Source organism: Flavobacterium chryseum (genome assembly GCF_004362015.1).
In the GTDB taxonomy this organism is placed as follows: domain Bacteria; phylum Bacteroidota; class Bacteroidia; order Flavobacteriales; family Flavobacteriaceae; genus Flavobacterium.
Genome location: NZ_SNWW01000004.1, coordinates 120,466 through 143,047 on the forward strand (window position 1 = coordinate 120,466; position 22,582 = coordinate 143,047).

The 22,582-nt window shown below is 32.5% G+C and carries 26 protein-coding genes; 15 read left to right on the forward strand and 11 right to left on the reverse strand.

Features of this window, described 5'->3' with window-relative positions; all coding sequences use genetic code 11:
• The first annotated feature begins 103 nt into the window (after positions 1–103).
• From EV143_RS09345 to EV143_RS09405, 13 genes are all read left to right on the forward strand, one after another.
• Positions 104–781, forward strand: a complete 678-nt coding sequence (locus EV143_RS09345) for a Crp/Fnr family transcriptional regulator (RefSeq protein ID WP_133507700.1) — start codon at positions 104–106, stop codon at positions 779–781.
• 90 nt (positions 782–871) lie between these two features.
• A complete protein-coding gene (locus EV143_RS09350) occupies positions 872–1,468 on the forward strand; it encodes a peroxiredoxin family protein (RefSeq protein WP_133507701.1) in 597 nt (198 codons plus the stop codon).
• 6 nt (positions 1,469–1,474) lie between these two features.
• The gene (locus EV143_RS09355; RefSeq protein ID WP_133507702.1) at positions 1,475–1,933 is read left to right on the forward strand and encodes a YHS domain-containing (seleno)protein; all 459 of its coding nucleotides are present in this window, start codon (positions 1,475–1,477) and stop codon (positions 1,931–1,933) included.
• Positions 1,934–1,940: 7 nt separating this feature from the next.
• Positions 1,941–2,321 carry a DoxX family membrane protein gene (locus EV143_RS09360; protein WP_133507703.1) on the forward strand — a complete coding sequence of 127 codons (381 nt, stop codon included), beginning with the start codon at positions 1,941–1,943 and terminating at the stop codon, positions 2,319–2,321.
• Positions 2,322–2,327: 6 nt separating this feature from the next.
• On the forward strand, positions 2,328–2,816 hold the full coding sequence (locus EV143_RS09365) for a DinB family protein (protein WP_133507704.1): 489 nt from the start codon (positions 2,328–2,330) through the stop codon (positions 2,814–2,816).
• Positions 2,804–3,514, forward strand: coding sequence for an NRDE family protein (locus EV143_RS09370; RefSeq protein ID WP_133507705.1), 711 nt, complete (start codon positions 2,804–2,806; stop codon positions 3,512–3,514). The genes EV143_RS09365 and EV143_RS09370 overlap by 13 nt, the downstream gene beginning before the upstream one ends.
• Before the next feature lie 11 nt (positions 3,515–3,525).
• A complete protein-coding gene (locus EV143_RS09375) occupies positions 3,526–4,560 on the forward strand; it encodes an ATP-grasp domain-containing protein (protein ID WP_133507706.1) in 1,035 nt (344 codons plus the stop codon).
• A 4-nt stretch (positions 4,561–4,564) separates the two neighbouring features.
• A complete protein-coding gene (locus EV143_RS09380) occupies positions 4,565–5,212 on the forward strand; it encodes a LysE family transporter (protein WP_133507707.1) in 648 nt (215 codons plus the stop codon).
• A 34-nt stretch (positions 5,213–5,246) separates the two neighbouring features.
• Positions 5,247–6,224, forward strand: a complete 978-nt coding sequence (locus tag EV143_RS09385) for a M20/M25/M40 family metallo-hydrolase (RefSeq protein WP_133507708.1) — start codon at positions 5,247–5,249, stop codon at positions 6,222–6,224.
• 38 nt (positions 6,225–6,262) lie between these two features.
• Complete coding sequence (locus EV143_RS09390) at positions 6,263–6,940, forward strand: SDR family NAD(P)-dependent oxidoreductase (RefSeq protein WP_133507709.1); 678 nt, start codon at positions 6,263–6,265, stop codon at positions 6,938–6,940.
• Between the two features lie 41 nt (positions 6,941–6,981).
• Positions 6,982–8,256 carry a hypothetical protein gene (locus EV143_RS09395; protein WP_133507710.1) on the forward strand — a complete coding sequence of 425 codons (1,275 nt, stop codon included), beginning with the start codon at positions 6,982–6,984 and terminating at the stop codon, positions 8,254–8,256.
• Positions 8,257–8,287: 31 nt separating this feature from the next.
• Positions 8,288–8,893 (forward strand): SprT-like domain-containing protein, encoded by a 606-nt coding sequence (locus tag EV143_RS09400; protein WP_133507711.1) that lies wholly within the window; start codon positions 8,288–8,290, stop codon positions 8,891–8,893.
• Positions 8,894–9,041: 148 nt separating this feature from the next.
• Positions 9,042–9,662 (forward strand): hypothetical protein, encoded by a 621-nt coding sequence (locus EV143_RS09405; protein WP_133507712.1) that lies wholly within the window; start codon positions 9,042–9,044, stop codon positions 9,660–9,662.
• Between the two features lie 81 nt (positions 9,663–9,743).
• Here EV143_RS09405 and EV143_RS09410 read toward each other — a convergent pair whose 3' ends face one another.
• From EV143_RS09410 to gcvP, 6 genes are all read right to left on the reverse strand, one after another.
• Entirely contained in the window at positions 9,744–10,508 is a 765-nt protein-coding gene (locus EV143_RS09410) for an ABC transporter ATP-binding protein (RefSeq protein ID WP_133507713.1), read from the reverse strand.
• Entirely contained in the window at positions 10,505–11,254 is a 750-nt protein-coding gene (locus EV143_RS09415) for an MlaE family ABC transporter permease (protein WP_133507714.1), read from the reverse strand. Before EV143_RS09415 ends, EV143_RS09410 begins: the two co-directional genes overlap by 4 nt.
• An 81-nt stretch (positions 11,255–11,335) precedes the next feature.
• Positions 11,336–12,184, reverse strand: a complete 849-nt coding sequence (locus EV143_RS09420) for a glycosyltransferase family 2 protein (RefSeq protein ID WP_133507715.1) — start codon at positions 12,182–12,184, stop codon at positions 11,336–11,338.
• An 88-nt stretch (positions 12,185–12,272) separates the two neighbouring features.
• Entirely contained in the window at positions 12,273–12,800 is a 528-nt protein-coding gene (locus EV143_RS09425) for a methyltransferase (RefSeq protein WP_133507716.1), read from the reverse strand.
• A gap of 178 nt (positions 12,801–12,978) precedes the next feature.
• Positions 12,979–14,037, reverse strand: coding sequence for a 3-oxoacyl-ACP synthase III family protein (locus tag EV143_RS09430; protein ID WP_133507717.1), 1,059 nt, complete (start codon positions 14,035–14,037; stop codon positions 12,979–12,981).
• Positions 14,038–14,365: 328 nt separating this feature from the next.
• Entirely contained in the window at positions 14,366–17,215 is a 2,850-nt protein-coding gene (gene gcvP, locus EV143_RS09435) for an aminomethyl-transferring glycine dehydrogenase (RefSeq protein ID WP_133507718.1), read from the reverse strand.
• Positions 17,216–17,432: 217 nt separating this feature from the next.
• Here gcvP and EV143_RS09440 point away from each other — a divergent pair, with 217 nt between their 5' ends.
• Positions 17,433–18,239, forward strand: coding sequence for a UbiA prenyltransferase family protein (locus tag EV143_RS09440; protein ID WP_133507719.1), 807 nt, complete (start codon positions 17,433–17,435; stop codon positions 18,237–18,239).
• Between the two features lie 172 nt (positions 18,240–18,411).
• On the opposite strand, the gene EV143_RS09445 is transcribed toward EV143_RS09440, so the two are convergent.
• The 5 genes from EV143_RS09445 to EV143_RS09465 all read right to left on the reverse strand — a co-directional run bounded on the left by EV143_RS09445 (position 18,412) and on the right by EV143_RS09465 (position 20,673).
• Complete coding sequence (locus tag EV143_RS09445; RefSeq protein WP_133507720.1) at positions 18,412–18,867, reverse strand: SRPBCC family protein; 456 nt, start codon at positions 18,865–18,867, stop codon at positions 18,412–18,414.
• Between the two features lie 159 nt (positions 18,868–19,026).
• On the reverse strand, positions 19,027–19,413 hold the full coding sequence (locus tag EV143_RS09450; protein WP_133507721.1) for a hypothetical protein: 387 nt from the start codon (positions 19,411–19,413) through the stop codon (positions 19,027–19,029).
• Between the two features lie 18 nt (positions 19,414–19,431).
• A complete protein-coding gene (locus tag EV143_RS09455; protein WP_133507722.1) occupies positions 19,432–19,779 on the reverse strand; it encodes a hypothetical protein in 348 nt (115 codons plus the stop codon).
• A complete protein-coding gene (locus EV143_RS09460) occupies positions 19,776–20,114 on the reverse strand; it encodes a hypothetical protein (RefSeq protein WP_133507723.1) in 339 nt (112 codons plus the stop codon). Before EV143_RS09460 ends, EV143_RS09455 begins: the two co-directional genes overlap by 4 nt.
• A gap of 55 nt (positions 20,115–20,169) precedes the next feature.
• Entirely contained in the window at positions 20,170–20,673 is a 504-nt protein-coding gene (locus EV143_RS09465) for a GbsR/MarR family transcriptional regulator (RefSeq protein ID WP_133507724.1), read from the reverse strand.
• Between the two features lie 286 nt (positions 20,674–20,959).
• Here EV143_RS09465 and EV143_RS09470 point away from each other — a divergent pair, with 286 nt between their 5' ends.
• Positions 20,960–22,519 (forward strand): hypothetical protein, encoded by a 1,560-nt coding sequence (locus tag EV143_RS09470; RefSeq protein WP_133507725.1) that lies wholly within the window; start codon positions 20,960–20,962, stop codon positions 22,517–22,519.
• The last annotated feature ends 63 nt before the right edge of the window (positions 22,520–22,582 follow it).

Here is a 22,582-nt window from a genome sequence, read left to right on the forward strand (position 1 = left end):
TCCTTACAAAATATATTTTTAAACCCTTTCAGGCCCACAGCTTCGGAAGGGTTTTTTGTTTAGATGCTAAAATTGTTACATTTACACAAAGAAAATTAATTCTATGTACGAAGATTTAAAATACTGGTATTTGCGGGATCATAAATTGTTTCGAACACTTAGTTATTCGCAAATCAAGCAATTGTGCATTATTACAGGTTTTAAAAAAGCATCTAAAGGAGAAATTATTTATTTTTCATCTTCAGATGTGCCTCGAATTTTTTTACTTAAAAAAGGAAATATAAAAATTGTTGCTATTGATGAAGAGGGTAACGAAACGATAAAAGACATTATTCAAAAAGGAGATTTATTTGGAGAATTGACTTTAGAAACGGATAATAAAGTCGAAGAATATGCAAAAGTACTTTCTGACGATGTTGCAATTTGCAGTTTTTTAATGTCTGATTTTGAAGATTTATTACTTCGAAATCCAACATTGGCCATTTCTTATACCAAATTTGTGGGTTTAAAAATGAAGCGTATCAAAAATAGTTATGCCAATTTAATTTCCAAAGATGCCAAAACGAGATTGTATCAATTTCTAAAAGACTGGGCAGAACAGGAAGGTGTCAGAGAAGGAAATTCAGTAGCAATTGAAAATTATTTGACTCAAAATGATATTGCCCAAATTATCTGTACTTCAAGACAGACTGCGACACAACTGCTGAATGAAATGGAAACCAATCAGCTTTTGAGCTACAACAGAAAAGAAATTATCATACAGGATATCACCAAATTATAATTATTTTGGGCTAAGTGTAAATTAGCCGACATTTCGTTTTTTCATAGTATAATAATTTTACATCATCAAAAAGATGTAAAACAATATACTATGAAAAAAATACTTTTTATTTTTTTAGTAACCCTCACTTCGGTTGCTAATTCGCAGAACATGATTGCTAAATCTGCGACTGATATCTCTCCTTTGTTAATAGGAGAAAAGATTCCAAACCTTACTTTAAAATCATCTGAAAATACAGATGTAAATATTTCAGACTTACTCAAAAAGAAAAAAACAGTTCTTGTTTTTTATCGTGGAGGCTGGTGTCCGTATTGCAACATGCATTTGCAGGCACTGGCAGAAGCCGAAAAACAAATTATCGATTTGGGATATCAAATTATTGCTGTAAGTCCTGATTCTCCAGAAAATTTAAAAGTAACAACAGAAAAAGACAAGCTAAAATACACATTACTTTCTGACTCAAAAGGAGAATTAATAAAAGCGACAGGAATTGCTTTTGAGGCTCCTGAAAACTACAAAACCGTAATTAACGTACATTCTAATGAATTCAATAAGAGTTTTTTACCGGTTCCGTCTGTTTTTGTTGTGAATACGGAGAGCGATATAATTTTCGAATATATTTCTCCTGATTTTAAACAACGGATTACAACAGAATTACTTGTTTCAGTATTAAAAAACTTAAAATAAAATAAGATGAAAAAGCTAGTATTACTTTTATTGATTTTGGTTTCAGGCACTTCATTTGCTCAAAATGATGCCAAAAGAGTTAACCAATATAATTTAGAAAACAAAGTTGCCATTCAGGGTTATGATCCCGTAGGATATTTTAATCAGGGTAAAGCAATTAAAGGAAAAAAAGAAATCTCAACTTCTTACCAAGGTGTGACGTATAATTTTTCGTCAAACGAAAATAAAAATGCCTTTATAAAAAATCCATCAAAATATGAACCTCAATATGGTGGCTGGTGTGCGTATGCGATGGGAAGTGCCGGTGAAAAAGTCGAAATAAATCCCGAAACTTTTAAGGTTGTCGATGGAAAATTGTTTCTATTTTACAACGCATATTTTAATAATACCCTCAAAAGCTGGAACAAAGACGAAGGTAATTTAAAAACTCAGGCCGATAACAATTGGAAAAAAATCTATAAATAACCTTACTATGAAAAAGGAAATAATAATATGGATTCTTAGAATTGTGGCTTCAGTAATTTTATTGCAAACCCTATATTTTAAGTTCAGCGGAGCAGAAGAAAGTATTTATATTTTCACCGCTTTAGGAATAGAACCTTATGGAAGAATTGGTTCTGCAATTGCCGAATTGATTGTTGCCATTTTGATTTTGATACCCAAAACTACCTGGATTGGCGCTATTGGCGGCTTCGGAATCATGACCGGAGCAATTTTATCACATGTATTCGTTTTAGGATTAGTGGTTAAAGATGACGGTGGATTACTTTTTAGCCTGGCCGTAATTACATTACTGTGTTGCTTGGGCTTGCTTTATTTCAACAAAAACAAATTGTCTAATCTTCTAAATTAAAAAGTCATGTTACTAAAATCAATACGTCACAGTTTAGATGAGTTAATCGATTTATTGAATCAATTATCTGATAATGACTATTCAAGATCCTGCGAAGCTTTAAGCAACGCAACTATTGGCGAACATACAAGACATATTCTCGAAATGTTTCAGTGTCTGGAACAAAGTTATGATTCGGCAGTTTTAAATTATGATAATCGTGAAAGAAACAATCGAATTCAGACAGAAACTGAATTTGCCAAAAATTGCATTGCTCAAATTAAAGAAGGGTTAAAAAGCGAAAATAAAATAATCTATCTCGAACAGCTCATTGACGGAATTACGATCAGAATTCAAAGCAATTATTATAGAGAACTGCTGTACAATCTGGAACATTGTATTCATCATCAGGCTTTGATAAAAGTGGCGGTTTTGCAATTTGAGAACATTTTAATAAATGAAAATTTTGGCGTAGCGCGCTCTACAATAGAATATAGAAAACAATGTGTACAGTAAGTTTTGTAAATAATAAGGGAGTAGTAATAATTACTTCAAACCGGGATGAAAAAGTAATTCGGCCCGTTGCTATTGTGCCTAGAAATTATAAGCACAACGGAAAAAATATCATGTATCCAAAAGATGCAAAAGCCGGAGGAACCTGGTTTGCGATGGATGAAAACGGAACTGTTTTGGTTTTATTAAATGGTGGAATCAGAAAACACATTCCACTATTGCCGTATCGAAAAAGCCGTGGACTAATTGTTTTGGATATTATTTCTAGTGATTCGCCAAATGATTTTTGGAGACAAATTGATCTCGATAATATCGAACCTTTTACTTTGGTTTTGTATCAGGAAGAAGTTTTGTTTGAATTGATTTGGGATGGTTTTGCAAAAAGAACAAAACGATTAAATGAAACTCAAAACTATATTTGGTCATCGGTTACTTTATATCCGGACGAAGTTAGAAAAGAAAGATCAGATTGGTTTTTTGATTTTTTGAAAGATAAAAATGAAATCTCGGCCTTAAATATGCTTGATTTTCATAAAAATACGCATAGTGATGATGCTCAAAATGGTTTAATCATAAATAGAGAAAATACGATGAAAACCCTGAGTGTAACGCAAACTGTGGTAGAGAAAAATAAAGGTGTAATGAAATATTATGATTTAATGAAAACAGAAGATTTTTCAACTTCATTTATTCGAATTTAAAACAGATACAGATGAAACTATTTTTTCACAAAGTAACCAATTGGGAGTATTGGCCGTTTCAGGTTTTGTATGTTCCTATCTATTTTCTTTGGGCATACTATGCAATCAAAGCAAGATCTATTTTTTTCTTTAACGCTTCAAATCCAAAAATTAAAAATGGCGGATTTATTATGGAAAGTAAAAAACAGATCTATGATTTGCTTCCTAAAAAGTATTATCCAAAAACGATTCTAATTCGGGAAAACTCAGATTTAAAAGACATCGTAAATCAATTGGTCGAAAAGCAAATTTATTTTCCATTAATTGCAAAACCGGATATTGGTTTGCGTGGTTCAGGCGTAAAAAAAATTAAAACCGTTTCTGAGCTAAAAGAGTATGCCGAAAAAGCAAATTTCGATTTTTTAGTACAAGATTTAATTCCATTTAAAAATGAAGTCGGTATTTTTTATGTGAGACATCCACTTCAAAAAAACGGAAAAATTACAGGTATTGTTTCTAAAGAATTTCTGATTGTAACAGGAGATGGAATATCAACTATTGAAGATCTACTTAAGAAAACGCCACGGTTTCAATTGCAGTTAGATGTTTTAAAAGAAGAATACGGAGATCAATTACATCAAATTCTGCGAAAAGCAGAAACGTTAAATCTGGTTCCGTTTGGAAATCATGCCCGAGGCGCAAAATTTCTGGATGGCAGTGATTTGATTACGCCAAAACTCACTAAGATGATTAATGAAATTGCCACTCAAATTCCGGAATTCTATTTCGGGCGTTTTGATATTATGTACAATACTTTTGAAGAATTAGAACAAGGCGAAAATTTCCAGATTGTTGAACTAAACGGTGCCGCAAGCGAACCTACACATATTTACGATCCCAAACATTCAGTTTGGTTTGCGTGGAAAGAATTGGCTCGACACATTACTTATATGTATGAAATAAGTGTTGAAAACCACAAAATGGGCGTTCCCTATTTAGATTACAAAGTTGGCATGCGCGAATATAGATTGCATGTAGCGCAAAACAATAAAATCATGAATTTTTAGAAAAATGAAAAGCTTAAAAAATATCTCGGTTGGATTCGTTGTAAGTTTTTTGGGATCAATTCCACTAGGATATTTAAATTTAGTAGGATTAGAAATTTATGCAAAATCAGGACTTTCTAATTTGGTTTTCTTTTTGTTTGGAGTTGTTTTTATCGAAACCTTTGTGATTTATTTTACATTGCTTTTTGCCAAACAACTTGTGCAGAATAAAAAACTAATGAAGATAATTGACTTATTTTCAATTGTATTTATGTTTGTTTTGGCGTTTATTTTTTATTTAAATTTTAATCAACCAAGCAAGTCAAAGGATCATTTACAGGAATATTTGCTGTATTCGCCCTTTGCAATTGGCATAATTTTAAACTGTTTAAATTTTTTGCAAGTTCCCTTTTGGACGAGCTGGAATTTATATTTGCTTAAAGCAAAGTTTATTACAATAGAAAGAGAGTTAAAATATTATTATATTGCAGGAACTTTGATTGGTATCTTTTTCGGAATGTTAAGTTTAATAGTCGTTTTACAGACTATTTTTGAAAAAACAAACCAATTTTCAAAATATGTAATGCCTGTTTTTGTTCCGTTATTTTTCATTGTTTTAGGAAGTATTCAGGTGTTTAAAGTGTATAAAAAATATTTTAACCAGCAACTTTAGAAACTTAAATTCTGAAGTTATCAAAAGCTTTATTATGAAAAAACGCTACTTTCTTTTCCTGCCCTTTATTTTATTAGGATGCAAATCTAATCTGACGGCAACAGTTGATAAAACTCCAAAGTCAACTTCAAAACCTGTTGAAATTGCGTATAAAGTAGAAGAAGCAGAGGTTTCAGATTTCTTAAAATATCTTTCCTCAGATGAATTGGAAGGACGCGAAACCGGAACAAAAGGAATCGAAAAAGCGGCGGTATTTTTAGAAGATTTTCTAAAAAAGAATAATGTAAAGCCTTATTTTAAAACTTATCGCGATACACTGACCAATTTTAAAGCGCCAGCATTTAATATTGTCGGACTTATAGAAGGAACAGATCCCGAACTTAAAAAAGAGTTTGTGGTTTTGAGTGCACATTACGATCATATAGGTGTATTGAAAGGCAAACAAGGAGATCTCATTAATAATGGTGCGAACGATGATGCTTCCGGAGTTACGGCTGTGGCTCAAATGGCAAAATATTTTGCTGAAACAAAATCGAATAAACGAAGTATTCTTGTTGTGTTTTTTGCAGGAGAAGAAAAAGGATTATTAGGATCTAAAAGTTTGGTTCAGAAACTTGAAAAACAAAACTTTAATTTATATACACAATTAAATATTGAAATGATCGGTGTGCCAATGAAACGTGATTATTTAGCCTATATCACAGGTTTCGATAAATCGAATATGGCCGAAAAAATAAACGAATATACAGGTAAAAATACCATTGGCTTTTTACCCAAAGAAGCCGAATATAAATTATTCTACAGATCTGATAATTACTCTTTTTATGAAGTTTTTAAAAAACCGTGTCAGTCGATAAGTACTTTTGATTTTGAAAATTTTGAATTTTATCATCATGTTTCAGATGAATTTAAAGTGATGGATATTCCGCATATGACATCTTTTATACAAGAATTTTTGCCGGCAGTAACTCAGATTGCAAGTTCTGCAACAGAAGAAATTACCATGAAATAATAACGGCACTTTTTGTTGGATTTGCTTATTTTTGCTTCATGAAAAATATTATTGTTACAGGTACAAGCCGAGGAATTGGTTACGAATTGGCTTTGCAATTTGCAAATGCAGGTCATCAGGTTTTAGCTATTTCAAGAAAAACTCCACAAACTCTTATAGAACATCAAAATATAACTTGCCTTTCGGTTGATTTGGCAGACGAAAGTGCTTTGCATATTGTAGAGACTTTTTTAGCATCAACCTGGAAAAAAGTGGATGCTGTTGTGCATAATGCCGGAGCTTTATTATTAAAACCTTTTGCAGAAACGACTCAAGCTGATTTTGAAAGTATTTATAAAGTGAATGTTTTTGCAGTTGCAAATCTTACCAGAATTTGTTTGCCTTATCTTCAAAAAGGAAGTCATGTTGTAACGATTAGTTCGATTGGCGGCGTTCGAGGAAGTCTTAAATTTGCCGGTTTAGCGGCATATAGTTCTAGTAAAGGTGCCGTAATTACGTTAACCGAATTATTAGCAGAAGAATATAAAGAAAGAGAAATTTCGTTTAATGTTCTGGCATTAGGATCAGTTCAGACAGAAATGTTAAATGAAGCTTTCCCCGGGTATCAGGCGCCAATTTCTGCCGAAGGGATGGCCACTTATATTTATGATTTTACTCTTAATGGGAATAAATATTTTAACGGAAAGGTGTTGGAGGTTTCTTCGACAAATCCGTAATTATTCTTATAACTAATCCCCAAATTAATCAACCTAAATTTATGAAAAAAAGAATTTTAATTCTTGTAGTTGCATTTTTTATTGTCTTTTTTAATCAAAAGCTTTCTGCTCAGTCTTATAAATCAGAAACGTTAAGTTTTTATAATTTTGTTTTTCCAGAAAGTTATATTCCTGCGGGTTACAAAACTTATGGTGTAAAAATGAATCTTTCAGATAGTCCGATAGCGATATTGATTGATGGAGAAAAAAAAGGAACACGTGAAAGACTTTCTTATAATGAATTTTTTAAAGAAGAATATTTAATCAGGCCTCTTGCCGGCACAGTAACAGAGGTAAGTTATAACGGACCTCAAATTTCATCGATTGTTGATTTGAATTACAGAAGCCAACAGTTAAAAGCACAAGACAATCTTATAATTGATGTTTATATTAATAATGTAGCTTATGAAGGAGTAATAACTGTGAGTAATAGTGAGACCCCGTATTCCTATGAAACATATTATAAGTATGATGTTGTTTATAAATTAAGAAATAGTGTGAACGACAATGTAATCATGGAAAAAACTTTTAAAGTTAAAGAACAAAAACTTAGTTCTGGAAGTTCTGAAGGTTATCAGGCTAATTTTAAGACAAAGCCAGAAGCGGTAAATTATCTGGCTGCAAATATTGATAAAAATTTAATTTATAACGATCTTATAAATCATATTCAGAAAAATATGAGAATCCGACTGATGTCTTGGATTGGTGTTCCATTTTATCTGGATAGTTATTATTTTTCCAGAATTTCTAAAGAAGATAAAAATCCGTTGTTTGTCAAATTAAATCAAGATGTAGATGCTATTGAAAGTTGGTGTAAGGGCAAATCTACGCCTAAAATAGATGAGGAACTTTTAAATAGCAATGCTGAATTTGTAAAGAACAATAATTTGGTAATTATAGATAATTCAAAAGCTTTTCACGACGAATCAGATTTAAGTAATTACAATAATTTTAAAGACAAGAAAAAAAATCTATGTGATTTTATTTTAAAAATGGATTCATATGCTAAACAATTAGATGCAAATGACAAAGGCCAGAAAGCGGCTCTTTGGGCTTGTTATGTAAATATTGCTTCGAGTTTTGAACTTTTACATAATTATAAAAGCAGTTTAGAATATATTCAAAAAGCACGTGCTTTAGATTATCAGGAAAATAGATTAAAGTATGTGGAAACAGATGTAACAAAAAGACAAGCGAATAGAAATGTTTTTTTTGATGCAAATGGAGAAATTAAAAAAGATGTAAACAGTAACTACCTTAAGTATTTAAATTTGTAAATATTTTTGGAATTAATTAAATAAAACTGCCTTGAGCGAAACCTTAGCTAAATATTTACCGGAATATGCTGTAAAGCCAGCTTTCGATTTGATTGTTGCCAATCAGGTGCATCTCAAAATCGTAAATGAGCGGCAAACACGTCATGGCGATTACAGGCGCGGACATACCGGTAAACATGAAATAACAGTAAATTCAAGTTTAAATAAATACCGGTTTTTAATTACGTTGATTCACGAAATTGCCCATTTGGTAGCGTTTGAAAAGTTTGGTCGAAATATAAAACCGCACGGAGACGAATGGAAATTTACTTTTCAGCGGTTAATGGTTCCGTTTATTCGTCCGGAGATTTTTCCCGGACAATTGTTGCCGCTATTAACGAGGCATTTTAAGAACCCAACAGCAAGTAGTGATACTGACACCACTTTGTCTTTGGCTTTAAAGCAATACGACAAGGAAAACGATAAAAGCTATATTTTTGAAATTCCGTACGGAAGTGTGTTCAGAATCAAAAACGGAAAAATATTTAAAAAAATAGCCGTAAGAACAAAACGGTTTGAATGTATAGAAATTAGCTCAGGCAAAACGTATCTTTTTAATCCGAATGCCGAAGTAGAGCTTTTACCAGGGAATTATTAATTAAATTCCAATAATCAAATCCCAAATTCCAATTGCACGAGTATTGGAATTTGGGATTTTTCTTTTTTGTTGGACTTTTCTAAACAGATAGAATTTATCTTATATTTAGAAAATTATTACATCTTTATAAATAGACACTAAATTAATTATGATAAAAAAACTACATAAAATTATTTTGTTTTTCGTGCTTTCTAATTCAATCTACGGTCAACAAACTAATGATGTTGAATTAAAAGAAAAGTCCAATCCGATTATTTATGCTGAGCTTTTTTTAGGTTTTGCAAACATGAATCATTTTGGTTTTACTGGCGGCCTTGAATTAAATTATCAATACAAAAAGAGTCTTTTTAGTTTTAGATATGCTAATGCAGCTGGATATATATCAAATGGAATTACTCCTTTTTTTCCCGTTCCAACCTATTATAAATCCGAAGATAATAATGAATATGCTATATTATATGGCAGAAGATGGATGTCTGACAGACGTTCTTTTAGTATTTCGACCGGAGTAAGTTGCAATAATCTGGATTCAAAGAGGAGATTTATTGATGAGGAAGCAGAAACTTACGGCTTTGTCCAAAAATATGAAACCTTTTACGGTGTCCCTTTTGAGGTTAATTACAAATGGTTTTACAAGAAAAAACGATCTAAATTAATTTACAATGCTTTGATACCGAGTATTGGTGCAAAACTTTTTGGCAATTTTTCTAAAAACAGTTATATTGGAGTTGGATTATCTGTTGGGCTTGGATTTTCTAAGGAATATTGAAATAAGATGTAATAAAAAATTCCAAACTCCAATCTTATAAAAGTGGAATTTGGAATTTTTTTATTGGAAGTTAAAGAAGTTTTAACCTTCTCTCAAATATGCTTCTCTTACTTTTTTAAACAGGTTTGAAGAGTAAACAAATTTGACAATGTCTTTATTGTCTGTTCTAAAAATTTCTTCTTTAGTTCCCTGCCACGCTTTTAATCCTTTTTTTAAGAATACAATATTTTCGCCAATCTCCATTACCGAATTCATATCGTGCGTATTAATTACAGTCGTAATGTTATATTCTTCCGTAATTTCTTTAATCAAATTGTCAATCAAAGTCGAAGTGTTTGGATCCAGACCTGAATTGGGTTCATCACAAAACAAATACTTTGGGTTATTTACAATCGCGCGGGCAATGGCCACACGTTTTTGCATTCCTCCTGAAATTTCTGAAGGTAATTTTTGATGAGCATCAACAAGATTAACTCGCTCTAAAACAAAATCAACACGCTCTTTAATTTTAGCTTTGTTGTCGTTCGTAAACATTTTTAAAGGGAAAGCTACGTTTTCTGCTACTGTCATCGAATCAAATAAAGCACTTCCTTGAAAAACCATTCCAATTTCAGTTCTTAATTCTCTTTTTTCATCCGGATTTAAGTCGGCATAAATACGTCCGTCAAAATCAATCGTTCCTGAATCAGGCGTGTGAATTCCGAGTAGGCTTTTTAATAAAACTGTTTTTCCAGATCCACTTTGTCCAATGATCAGGTTGGTTTTTCCAGTTTCAAAAACTGTCGAAACCCCTTTCAGAACTTTACTATCTCCAAATGATTTTTCTAAATTTTTTACTTCTATCATGATCCTAGTAACAATTGTGTTAGTATATAATTAAAAAGAATGATCGAAACAGCTGTCCAAACAAACGCAACCGTACTCGCTTTTCCAACTTCAAGAGCGCCACCTTTCATATAATAACCATGAAAAGAAGGGATTGTTGCCAATAACATCGCGAAAATTAGCGTTTTGATAAAGGCATAAACAATATGAAACGGAATAAATTCCATTTGGGCTCCATCAATAAAAGCGGCACTTGTTGTAAATCCTCCATAAACACCGGCAAGCCATCCTCCAAAAATCCCTAAAAACATACTGATACCAATAACAAAAGGATACAATAGTAAAGCGATTATTTTAGGAAAAACTAAATAGTTTAAGGAATTTACACCCATAACTTCTAAAGCATCAATTTGCTCTGTAACACGCATTGTACCAATACTTGAAGTAATAAATGATCCCATTTTTCCGGCCATAATAACCGAAATAAATGTTGGAGCAAATTCTAAAATCACGGATTGACGTGTAGCGAAACCAATTAAATATTTTGGAATTAACGGATTTGTTAAGTTTAAGGCAGTCTGAATAGCAACAACTCCTCCTACGAAGAAAGAGATAAAACAAACGATACCAAGTGAATCGATAATTAAATCATCGATTTCTTTAAAAATTAAATTTCTCATAACAGGCCATTTAGTCTGTTTATTAAAAATTTCTTTTAGCATTAAAAAATATCTTCCTATCTGAGATAAGTAACGAATTAGCATCATAAGTTTTACAAATATTGGCTAAGGTAAAAAGAAGTTACGAGTTTTGGGCAATGAGTTCAGGTAATTCGGTTGTTTTACCAATCAAATTAACTTTTGTTTCATTTTTTGCAAACGATAATTTCTAATAAATTTAGCTTGTTCGGGGGTAACTAATAAAGGAGTTTTAGCTTTTTTTGCTTTCCAAAATCCTTTTATATAATCAAAAAACAGAAAAGGCTTTTTCTTCATCATCGCCAATTTTGCCGATGCAATTGCGGTGATTAAAAAACCGTATCCTAAAGTATAAAAGGCTTCGCCTTGTTTATAACGTGCAGTTTTATTATAATTCGCGCCAGTTGGTTTTAAGTGTTTTACGTGTAAAGACGCATCTGTAACTATTTTCCAATCGTAATATTTACAAAGTAATTCATCTACAGTATCCCAACCCATTGCGGGCTTTAAACCTCCAATTTGCTCAAAAGTTGCTTTTCTATAAGCTTTCAGAGCGCCACGAATATGATCTTTGTCGGTTAGGTTTTCTAAAACCCAATCTCCATTTTTTTCGATGTAACAAAATCCGCCTGCCATTCCAATTTTTGGATCGGATTGAAAATGAGCAATAATGGTTTCGAAATAATTGTTAGGAAAAATTAAATCGCCGTCTATTTTTACAATAATATCGTAGTCAGCATCCAGCGTTTCAAAACCTTTATTAAAAGCCTGAATTACTTTGCTTCCCGGCATATGAATCGCGTCTGAAGTTTTATTGACAACAGAAATAAACGGATTTTCTTTCGCAAAACCCAGTACAATTTCTTCTGTTTTATCGGTAGAATTGTCATTTACAACCACAACTTTTGAGGGTAAAACAGTTTGCGAAACTAATGATTGTAAAGTCAAGCCAATTAAATCTTGCTCGTTGTGCGCGGGAATGACGATGTAATACCTCATGTGAAAAATTTTAGATTTTAGATTTTAGATTTTAGATTGTTTGAAAGTCATCTAAAAATCAAAAATTTAAAATCGTTAATCTGCAATCTTAGTTCTTAACTTTTTCAGCAACAACAATATAATATCTTGGAGTGAAATATCTTAATAATGGTCTGAAACCAAACTTTTTTACGGGATGTGTAAATTTTTGACTATCTGTTATTTTCCAGCCTGTTTTTTCTAAAAGCCAGTCTAATTGCCAGTCTTCAAATTCATGATAATGTCTGTCCCACATATCCGTTTTGCTGCGATATGCCGGCGAAAACCATAAACGTAACGGAATAGAAATTAACAATTTATCACATTTTACGTTTTCTAAAATAGTGTACGGATTTAGCAAATGTTCAAAAATTTCAAATGCTGTAAAAACAGTATATTGTTCTGTTTGTAGCGCCGTTTGATCGTTGTCTAAATCTTCGCCTTTTGTATTTTTTACGGTATAGCCATTTTCTTCCATTATTTTAGAGAATGGATTTGGTACACCAAAATCAAAAATAATTTCTGAGGTATTAACGTGTTTTTGTAAAAACTCTAAGGTAAGTTTGAATCTTTTATTCGGAAACGTTTTTTCGTACATAGTCATGCGAGGAACGAAGCAATCTCTCGTTCTTGATTTTAGAATTAGTTCGCAAATATACAAAGTTATCTGCTTTTTTGATGTTTTTTAATTCCGAAGAAAATGAAAAGTCCACATTTAAAATTTTACTTTTAAATGTGGACTTGTATTATTTGAAGTTGTTGTGAGCTTCTAAAATTTAGTATCTGTAAACAAATGCATTAACGTTCATTCCTGCTCCAACCGAAGCAAAAATTACTACATCACCTTTATTAATTTCATGGTTTTCTAATTTACCCTGAATTAATAGGTCGTAAAGCGTTGGAACTGTTGCAACACTGCTATTTCCTAAATCATGAATGCTCATTGGCATAATATCCTTAGGTGCAGTTTTGTCGTATAATTTATAAAAACGATCTACAATAGCTTCGTCCATTTTTTCATTCGCCTGGTGAATCAGGATTTTTTTAACCTCATCAATTCCAATTCCGCTTTTATCCAAACAGTCTTTCATTGCTAAAGGAACCTTGCTTAATGCAAACTCGTAAATTTTCCGACCGTACATTTTGATGTATTTAATATCCGGATCTAAATCTGGATTATATGATTTTCCGAAGTATAAAAAATTCGCTTCATCATTGGCAAAAGTAGCACTTTCGTAAGATAATAAACCTGCTTCATCTTGAGAAGCTTCTAAAATTGAAGCACCTGCACCATCAGAATAAATCATAGAATCGCGATCGTGATCGTCAACAACTCTTGATAAAGTTTCGGCACCAATAACCAAAACTCTTTTGGCCATTCCGGATTTAATAAATGCATTGGCTTGTAAAACGCCTTCAATCCAGCCTGGACATCCAAAAAGAATATCGTACGCCACACATTTAGGATTTTTGATATCTAATTTGTTTTTAACACGTGTTGCCAAACTTGGTATAACATCAGTTTGATTTGTACCTATTTTTACATCGCCAAAATTGTGAGCAAAAATGATGTAATCTAAAGTTTCACGATCAATGCCGGCATTTTCAAGTGCTCTTTCGGCAGCAAAATAGGCTAAATCAGATGAAGTTTGGTTGTCTTCGGCGTAACGACGATTCTCGATTCCGGTGATACCCTTGAATTTTTTTATTACAACTTCATTCGGGTAGCCAAAAGGAGTTCCGTCTTCATTCAAAAAAACATGCTTGTCAAAGTCAGTGTTCTTAACTTCTTTATTAGGAATGTAACTTCCTATACCAATTATTTTTATTTTCATTATTCCTTGATTATCCAATAAATTTAGGGCTAAATTATAAATAAAAAAATGATAACTATCATAAAAAATACTATGCATGCATATAATTATGGAATATTAATTTTTTGCAGGAAATATTGTTTATTTTTTAATGATTTTTGAATTTTACCGAGATTTCAAACGTTTGAGGTTAAGTAACGATTATCTTTTTTTTATGAAGACATTACTAACATTCAAAAAAAGTTTCAAGTTTTACGTTGTGTTAGAGCCTAAAACCTGAAACAAAAAATAAACCCGACAGGTTTTTGAAACTTGTCGGGTTTGGATATTTAGAAAGAAAACTTATTTCTTAGTTTTCCATGTAAGCTTCAATAGGAGCACAGCTGCAAATTAAGTTTCTGTCACCATATGCATCATCTACACGACGAACTGATGGCCAGAATTTATTTTCAGCAATGTACTCTAACGGATAAGCTGCTTTTTCTCTAGAATAAGGGAAATCCCAATTATCAGTAGTTAACATTGCCAATGTGTGCGGTGCATTTTTTAATACATTGTTTTTATCATCGGCTGTTGCTGCTTCAATTTCTTTTCTGATTGAAATCAGCGCATCGCAAAAACGATCTAACTCTGCTAAATCTTCAGATTCTGTAGGTTCAATCATTAAAGTTCCTGCAACCGGGAAAGAAACAGTAGGAGCGTGGAAACCGTAATCCATCAAACGCTTAGCGATATCACCAACTTCGATTCCATTTTCTTTGAATGAACGACAATCTAAAATCATTTCGTGAGCCGCTCTTCCACATTCTCCAGTATAAAGAATTGGGTAGTGTCCTTCGAAACGCGCTTTCATATAGTTCGCATTCAAAATAGCATGCTCTGTAGCACTTTTTAATCCTTCAGCACCCATCATAGTGATGTAACCATAAGAAATTAAACATACTAAAGCAGATCCGTAAGGTGCAGATGAAATAGCAGTAATCGCTTGTTCACCGCCTACTTTTAAGATTGGGTTTGTTGGTAAAAACGGAACTAATTTTTCGTTCACACAAATAGGTCCAACTCCAGGTCCGCCACCTCCGTGAGGGATAGCAAATGTTTTGTGTAAGTTTAAGTGACAAACGTCAGCTCCAATTGTAGCAGGATTTGTTAATCCAACTTGTGCGTTCATATTTGCACCATCCATATATACTAATCCGCCATTGTCGTGGATTAATTTAGTGATTTCAATAATTGAGGATTCGAAAACTCCGTGAGTAGAAGGATACGTTACCATTAAACAAGATAAGTCATCTTTGTGTTCAATTGCTTTTTCTCTCAAATCTTCTACATCAATGTTTCCTTCCGGAGTAGTTTTCGTAACGATGATTTTCATTCCGGCCATAGCTGCAGAAGCAGGATTGGTTCCGTGAGCTGATGATGGAATCAAACATACATTACGGTGACCTTCGTTTCTTGACAAATGGTAAGCACGAATAGCCATTAAACCTGCATATTCTCCTTGTGCTCCTGAATTTGGCTGTAATGTCGTTCCGGCAAATCCCGTAATTACATTTAATTGCTCCTCCAATTTTTTAAGCATCGTGATATAACCTTCAGCTTGTTCAACTGGTGCAAAAGGGTGAATACTGTTCCAATTTGGCATTGATAAAGGCAGCATTTCTGAAGCAGCGTTTAATTTCATTGTACAAGAACCCAACGAAATCATCGAATGATTCAAAGATAAATCTTTACGCTCTAATTTTTTGATATAACGCATTATCTGACTTTCTGAATGATGATTGTTGAATACATCATGCGTTAAGAAAGGCGATGTTCTTTCTAATGAAGCAGGTAACTGACTTGCGCTAGTTAATTCAGAAACAGTAAAAGTTTCTTTTCCTAAAGCCTCAGCAAAAATGGCAATAATTTGGTTGATGTCAGCAATTGATGTTGTTTCGTTTAACGAAATTGAAATCGTATCGGCATCAACATAAAAGAAGTTTACTTCGTTTTTCTCCGCTATAGATTTTACTTTTTGAGCATCAGCTTTTACTAAAATAGTATCAAAGTAAGCTGTATTGGTTTGGAAAACTCCTAATTTATTTAAAGCTTCAGCAGTCGTAACCGCCGATGCGTGAACTTTGTTTGCAATATATTGTAATCCTTTTGGTCCGTGGTAAACCGCATACATTCCAGCCATAACCGCTAATAAAACCTGAGCGGTACAAATGTTTGAAGTCGCTTTTTCACGTTTAATGTGTTGCTCACGAGTTCCTAAAGCCATACGTAAAGCGCGATTTCCATTTACATCAATAGAAACTCCAATAATACGACCTGGCATAGATCGTTTGTATTCGTCTTTAGTTGCAAAAAAAGCAGCGTGAGGACCACCATAACCCATTGGTACACCAAAACGTTGTGAAGTTCCAACTACTACTGCAGCTCCCATTTCTCCCGGAGAAGTCAAGGTTGCTAATGATAAAATATCGGCAGCAAAGGCAACTTTAATTTCGTTTTCTTTTGCTTTAGCAACAAAAGCATTATAATCGTTTACCTGACCGTATTTTCCAGGATATTGCAAAATAGCTCCGAAAAACTCATTTGAAAAATCAAAGTTTTCGTGGTTGCCAACAACTAATTCAATTCCAATTGGAGTTGAACGTGTTTGCAGTACAGATAAAGTTTGAGGTAAAATTTCTTCAGAAACGAAGAATTTATGTATGTTATTTTTCTTTTGATCACGTGTACGAACGTCAAATAATAGAGCCATAGCTTCGGCAGCAGCAGTTCCTTCATCAAGTAAGGAAGCGTTTGCAATTTCCATTCCTGTAAGTTCGATAACAGTAGTCTGGAAATTTAAAATGGCTTCAAGACGACCTTGAGCAATTTCTGCCTGATAAGGTGTATAAGCTGTATACCATCCTGGATTTTCGAAGATATTTCTTTGAATTGGAGCAGGAACAATAGTTGGATGATAACCCAAACCAATATAAGATTTGAATACTTTGTTTTTCTTTCCTAATTCCTGAATATGATTTGCAAATTCGTATTCTGTCATTGCAGGATCCAAATTCAAAGGTGCTTTTAAACGAATGTCATCCGGAAGGGTTTCGTAAACAAGTTGTTCGATCGATTCAACCCCAATAGTTTGTAACATGTGTTGAAGATCTGTTTCTCTTGGGCCAATGTGTCTTAAAGCAAAAGCATCTGTTCTCATTTGTAGCTATCTATTTTTTAAAGGCAATGTAATTAACAACGCGTAATCTTCATTTAAGCAGGCTACACAAGCTTTATTACATTTAATAGTAAATGTGTTGTTTTTTTGTGGCGCAAAATTAAGTATTATTAATAATTTAATAGGTATTTTTAACTTCAATTTTTATGAAATTTATAACTAAAGAGTTGATTTGTTAATAATTGATTAGATTTAAGAAATGAAACTGCTCAAACAAATATTTGATTTTTACCTGAATAGTAGTATTCATGTGGCTTTGTCGTGTTATGCATTAGTTCATATTACATTTCATTTCTTTCATATTCAATATGATGAAGCAATGGCATTATTTGTTTTTTTTGGAACAATTGTAGGATATAATTTCGTTAAATATGATGCACTGGTTCGGGTGAAAAAAAAATCGGTCGGAATTCAATTAAAAATTATTGCTTTTTTGAGTTTTATTTCGGTGATTTTAGTAGGCTATTATTTTTTTCAATTAAAGTTAATTACTCAAATCGTTTCTTTCGGAATTTTCGCCATAACGGCACTTTATACACTTCCGTTTTTTCCAAATCGCAAAAATGCCCGAAATTGGGCTGGAGTAAAAATTTATATTGTAGCACTTTGCTGGGTAGGAGCGACGTTGGTTTTACCTTACATAAATGTTGAACTTCCGTTTACAGGTAATTTTTTTATAAAATGTATTCAGCGTTTTGTTTTAGTATTTGTATTGATTTTAGTTTTTGAAATTTTAGATCTAGCCAATGACGATCCGCATTTGCAAACCGTTCCCCAAACTATAGGTGTAAAACGTACGAAGATATTAGGATTTTCACTTCTTGTTCCGTTTTGGGTTTTAGGAATTTTAAGTTTTACACTTCATGACCTTATAATCAATCTTATCATGGTTGTTACGCTGATGTTGTTTATTTTATTTGCCAACACAAACCGTTCTAAGTATTATACATCATTTTGGGTAGAAAGTGTGCCAATTTTCTGGTGGCTTATGATTGTGTTTTTTTAAAAATAAGTTTAATTATTTGGGCGTGTCCCTCCGGGACGGGCTATCCGCTACAAGTCCTCGCACTTCCTTCGTCAGGCTGTGGGCTTTCCACTTCTATCCCTCACGCAAACCGTAAAGCGAGAAAAAAAAATTCAAAATAGATTCAGAGTAACTTAGGTAAACTTAATAATACTTAATTCTGTTTTTCTGAAACTTCTTTCAAAACCTTATTTCTCTCTAAAAGAAAATTAGTAAGATGTTTTTCAAGAAATAAAATATCAAATAATTCTCCAAGCATTCCAAACGGCGTTTCATATTGCAATTTGTCTTTCATGATCGTACAGCCATTTTCTTCTTCAAAAAAGTGTTCGTGTCTGAAAGTTTTGAATTTACCACGTTCCATTTCATCCACAAAATAATCGTAAAAATTCATTGTTGTGATTCTGCTTTTATGAGTAAGATAAAATCCGAAATGTTTGCCGCGCCAGGTTACTGTTTCATTGAAATTTATTAAACCTGAAGTTACGCCTGCAATTGCTTTTTCTTTTGACGGACTTGCTGATTGTTGGTGAATATCGATGTTTCTTGAAGCATCAAAAACGATTTGTTTTGTTGCTTTTATTTTTGTTGTGAGGTTTATTGTTGTCATGATTTATGAGATTTTCATTTGTTTTGTCATCCCGAGGAACGAGGAATAAAAAAAACCACGAATTGCACTAATTTCCACAAATTTTAAATGTCTAAAGTCAATGTTAAATATTAATTTGTGAAAATTTGTGTAATTCGGGGGCAAACTTTTTTAATAATATTAAGCTTTAAAAACTAATCTTTCTTCTTCTTGTGCTTCTTTTGCTTTTCTTTTTCCTCTAAAGAAGAAATATAAATTGAAGAATAACATTATGCCCAGATAAATAGAAAATCCGCCAATTTTATAACTCAATCTTTCAATCAATTCCTGATAACTGTTGTTGCTTAATTGCATTTCTAAAATCATTAAGGCAAAGCCAATATTTAGCAGATAAAATCCGGTTTCAAAAAGTTTATTCGTTGCTTGCGCAATATCTTCACGGCCTTTAAAAATGTCAAGCATAAATATTTTTCCGTTTTTGAAAAGGGTTTTAGAAACATAATAAGTAAGGAATAAAGCGATTGGTAAATAGATGCCGTAACCGATTAGGATTTTTGTAGTTTCCATGATATTTGAATTTAAATGTTATTGAATTAATTTATGAATGTACTTGGTTAAAATTATAATGTTGAGATAATGCAATATTGAAATGATGAAAATAATAACAGCGGTTTTTATTCCTATTGTTTCAATTAGTTGCGTCGATGAAATGATTTTTTGCCAGGAAATTAAAGTCATCGCGCAATAACCAATGTTTAAAAGATAATAGCCTAATAATAAAACCTGATTTATTTTCTGGCAAATATCAGCGTGATTCGGAATGAGTTCTGCGACATAAATGTTTCCGTTTTTGTAACATATTTTACCAACTTTTAGGATGATAAAAATTGTGATTGCGAGGTAGATAAAATATCCGATGATGTTGAGGTTCATTTGTTCGCTTTTTTATAGATTATTACTGAAAGATAAATGGCAAGAAGCGGAGGAAGGCAAAAGAACACATCACCAATAATGTCGATATAATAAATTCTTAGATTGAAGAGATAGATGCTAAAAAACAAAATAACCCCTGCAATATAAATTTGAAGATAGGTGTTACGAGGGTCGGCAAATATCATTTTTACTCCTAATAAAACTTGAATAAAACCTGTTATAATAGTAGAAAGTAAGGCATTTATAAGAGCTCCTTCTTTAACAATAGGATATGTTATAAGAATTAAAAAAGGTAATCCAATTGCAAACGTATTGAGTTGTTTAATTGTTTTCATAGTTCTTGTTTGTTTTAAACTTTCAGAAAAAAATGAAAGTTTTAATTAAATTTTTTTACTTCATAATTTTTATAATCAAACGCCCTAACCAGTTTTCGTTGAATTCGGTTATTTTGTCTAACATATTATCTGCTTTTAGCACAAAATCATACAATTTAGAAGTCTGGTCTACAAAGTGTTTTTCTTCCGCTGAATCATTTGCTTTTATCGTCGAAACTTCTTTTAAGATTTTAAGTGCAGGTTTAATTTCTCTTTTACTTCTTTCTCTTGAAATTTTTACCGCTAATTCATCTAAATCTTTTTCTGCAGTAAAAAATTCTCTTCTTTCGCCGGCTTTATATTCTTTATAAACAATTCCCCAATCCATTAAAGCTCTTAGATTCATGCTGGCGTTTCCGCGTGAAATTTGCAATTCATCCATAATGTCTTCCATCGAAACAGCTTCGTTCGAAACCATTAATAAAGCATGGATTTGCGCCATTGTTTTATTAATTCCCCATTGAGAACCTAATGCTCCCCATGTTTGTACAAACTTATTTTTTGCTTCTTTGAATTCCATAGATCAAATGTAAGTAAAAGTTTTTAAACTTTCAAAAATAATTGAAAGTTTATTTTGAGAATCTCATTTTTTAAGAATTGTCTTATGTAATGTTTTTTGTGTTTTATGACAAAGAATCCTTTATTCATAACATTTTTTGATAAACGACTGAATATCAGGTATAATTTCGGGAAAGAAAATCAATATAGTGGAGCAGAGACCACTAGAAAAAACGAACTGTTTCGCACAGTAAAGCGAAGGCGGAATCTGAAAAGCCAAATGAGTAAGAACCCAAAACAAATTAATCATGGAAACTTTACAAGAAATTTTAAAAGAGAACGCAACTTTAAAAACTCTGGGCACTCCAGCAGAATATGATGTTTATGCAGAATATATGTCAAATATTATTAAGCAACTTCCAAATCCGGGTAAATTAAAGCTATTGACCAATACTTCAAGTGCACAAGCTTCATTCTATTTTTTAGATGACGCAACAAGTGCTGTTAACTCTACTTTGTACAATAATGTATTAAACCAAAGAATTGAAGGAGAAGGAACGCTTAATGGTGTTGATCAGGTTGCACTAACACAAGATGCGTTTACGAATAGTTATCTTAGTGTTTATACAAAATTGAGATATCAATTATCTCCAAATGACAAAGCAACACAACAAAAAATTAATGCAGATGTTGCTTCAACTGTAAGAGCGCTTATTCCTCAATGGAATGCCTGGTACGATGCAATCGAGCCGAAAGATGTTAAAAAGCTTAATGCCACTAATACTGATATCGCTTTGATTCAAATGACGAATACTTTAAATACAGTTTGGCTTAATCCTGAATTTGCAGAAACGATTCAAAAAGATTCTGCTTTTCCTTATACTCATCTAAATGATTTTAAGAATATTTATAATAAAATACCGGTATCAGTTTCTAAACCAATGAGAGATAGTATGATCGAAGTATTTAATAAATCTGGTGCAGCCGGAGCTATCACAGCAGATATTGCTAATGCTACACAAACTTTGGCAGGTATTATTGATAATGTTCAAAAACCAACATTAGGAGATAGCGGAAATGGCGGTATGGCAATTACAGGATCTGAAAAAGCAATTCCCGGATTAGTTTTTGAACCGGCCAGACCAAATGCCTTACTGGATCAACTGAGTACTTATCCACCTTCTTCTGTATTTAAAATTTCAAGAAGAGTAACTAAATCTACCGAAACAACATTAAAAGTAGATGCTTCTGTAGGTGGGGGAATATCAATTCCAATATTATCATTCTTTTCTGTTGGAGTAAGCGGAGGAGCAAAAACAAGTATTTTTGAAAGAGATTATTCAGGTTCAGATTATAAAGTAGAAGTAGTGGTTAATAATGCTACACTTAGCCCACTGATGAGCAGCAGTCCAAAGCTTTACAATATTTCAACTCAACAAGGCTGGATGTCAACTGCTCCGGTAAAAGACGCAATTAAAAATGGATTTCCGGCTCCTACAGGTGTTACCGGTTATGTATTTAATAGCGAACCAAATTTCAATTTTAATCAGGGTGCAGATTTTGGATATGTAAATTCTTTAGTATTTAGTCAATTTCTTGAAATCGCTATTAGTTTTGATAAATGTGATAGCAAACAAGTTAGAAAATACTTTGAAGAACATACAGATACCGGAGTTTATTTCTTAGGAATTCGTTTAGGAGGCGCCAGCCAGTCTGTAAGCTATAGCTATTCTTTTAGCGATGAATCAGCTACTTCAATCAAAGTTACTGTAAAACCTGTAGCTCCTGGATATGTTCCCGGAACTGATAGCGTTAATCAATCATTATCTCAATTGGTTGCGGTAGGTGTAGAATATCCTTTTGCTTAATTTATTGATTTAAATACTTAAAGAGGGTTGTTAATCTTAATGATTGATAACCCTCTTATTATT

Coding starts and splice junctions, on each gene's coding strand:
- EV143_RS09345 (WP_133507700.1), top strand. CDS start 104: ATGTACGAAGATTTAAAATACTGGTATTTGCGGGATCATAAATTGTTT.
- EV143_RS09350 (WP_133507701.1), top strand. CDS start 872: ATGAAAAAAATACTTTTTATTTTTTTAGTAACCCTCACTTCGGTTGCT.
- EV143_RS09355 (WP_133507702.1), top strand. CDS start 1,475: ATGAAAAAGCTAGTATTACTTTTATTGATTTTGGTTTCAGGCACTTCA.
- EV143_RS09360 (WP_133507703.1), top strand. CDS start 1,941: ATGAAAAAGGAAATAATAATATGGATTCTTAGAATTGTGGCTTCAGTA.
- EV143_RS09365 (WP_133507704.1), top strand. CDS start 2,328: ATGTTACTAAAATCAATACGTCACAGTTTAGATGAGTTAATCGATTTA.
- EV143_RS09370 (WP_133507705.1), top strand. CDS start 2,804: ATGTGTACAGTAAGTTTTGTAAATAATAAGGGAGTAGTAATAATTACT.
- EV143_RS09375 (WP_133507706.1), top strand. CDS start 3,526: ATGAAACTATTTTTTCACAAAGTAACCAATTGGGAGTATTGGCCGTTT.
- EV143_RS09380 (WP_133507707.1), top strand. CDS start 4,565: ATGAAAAGCTTAAAAAATATCTCGGTTGGATTCGTTGTAAGTTTTTTG.
- EV143_RS09385 (WP_133507708.1), top strand. CDS start 5,247: ATGAAAAAACGCTACTTTCTTTTCCTGCCCTTTATTTTATTAGGATGC.
- EV143_RS09390 (WP_133507709.1), top strand. CDS start 6,263: ATGAAAAATATTATTGTTACAGGTACAAGCCGAGGAATTGGTTACGAA.
- EV143_RS09395 (WP_133507710.1), top strand. CDS start 6,982: ATGAAAAAAAGAATTTTAATTCTTGTAGTTGCATTTTTTATTGTCTTT.
- EV143_RS09405 (WP_133507712.1), top strand. CDS start 9,042: ATGATAAAAAAACTACATAAAATTATTTTGTTTTTCGTGCTTTCTAAT.
- EV143_RS09410 (WP_133507713.1), bottom strand. CDS start 10,508: ATGATAGAAGTAAAAAATTTAGAAAAATCATTTGGAGATAGTAAAGTT.
- EV143_RS09415 (WP_133507714.1), bottom strand. CDS start 11,254: ATGATGCTAATTCGTTACTTATCTCAGATAGGAAGATATTTTTTAATG.
- EV143_RS09420 (WP_133507715.1), bottom strand. CDS start 12,184: ATGAGGTATTACATCGTCATTCCCGCGCACAACGAGCAAGATTTAATT.
- EV143_RS09425 (WP_133507716.1), bottom strand. CDS start 12,800: ATGTACGAAAAAACGTTTCCGAATAAAAGATTCAAACTTACCTTAGAG.
- EV143_RS09430 (WP_133507717.1), bottom strand. CDS start 14,037: ATGAAAATAAAAATAATTGGTATAGGAAGTTACATTCCTAATAAAGAA.
- gcvP (WP_133507718.1), bottom strand. CDS start 17,215: ATGAGAACAGATGCTTTTGCTTTAAGACACATTGGCCCAAGAGAAACA.
- EV143_RS09440 (WP_133507719.1), top strand. CDS start 17,433: ATGAAACTGCTCAAACAAATATTTGATTTTTACCTGAATAGTAGTATT.
- EV143_RS09445 (WP_133507720.1), bottom strand. CDS start 18,867: ATGACAACAATAAACCTCACAACAAAAATAAAAGCAACAAAACAAATC.
- EV143_RS09450 (WP_133507721.1), bottom strand. CDS start 19,413: ATGGAAACTACAAAAATCCTAATCGGTTACGGCATCTATTTACCAATC.
- EV143_RS09455 (WP_133507722.1), bottom strand. CDS start 19,779: ATGAACCTCAACATCATCGGATATTTTATCTACCTCGCAATCACAATT.
- EV143_RS09460 (WP_133507723.1), bottom strand. CDS start 20,114: ATGAAAACAATTAAACAACTCAATACGTTTGCAATTGGATTACCTTTT.
- EV143_RS09465 (WP_133507724.1), bottom strand. CDS start 20,673: ATGGAATTCAAAGAAGCAAAAAATAAGTTTGTACAAACATGGGGAGCA.
- EV143_RS09470 (WP_133507725.1), top strand. CDS start 20,960: ATGGAAACTTTACAAGAAATTTTAAAAGAGAACGCAACTTTAAAAACT.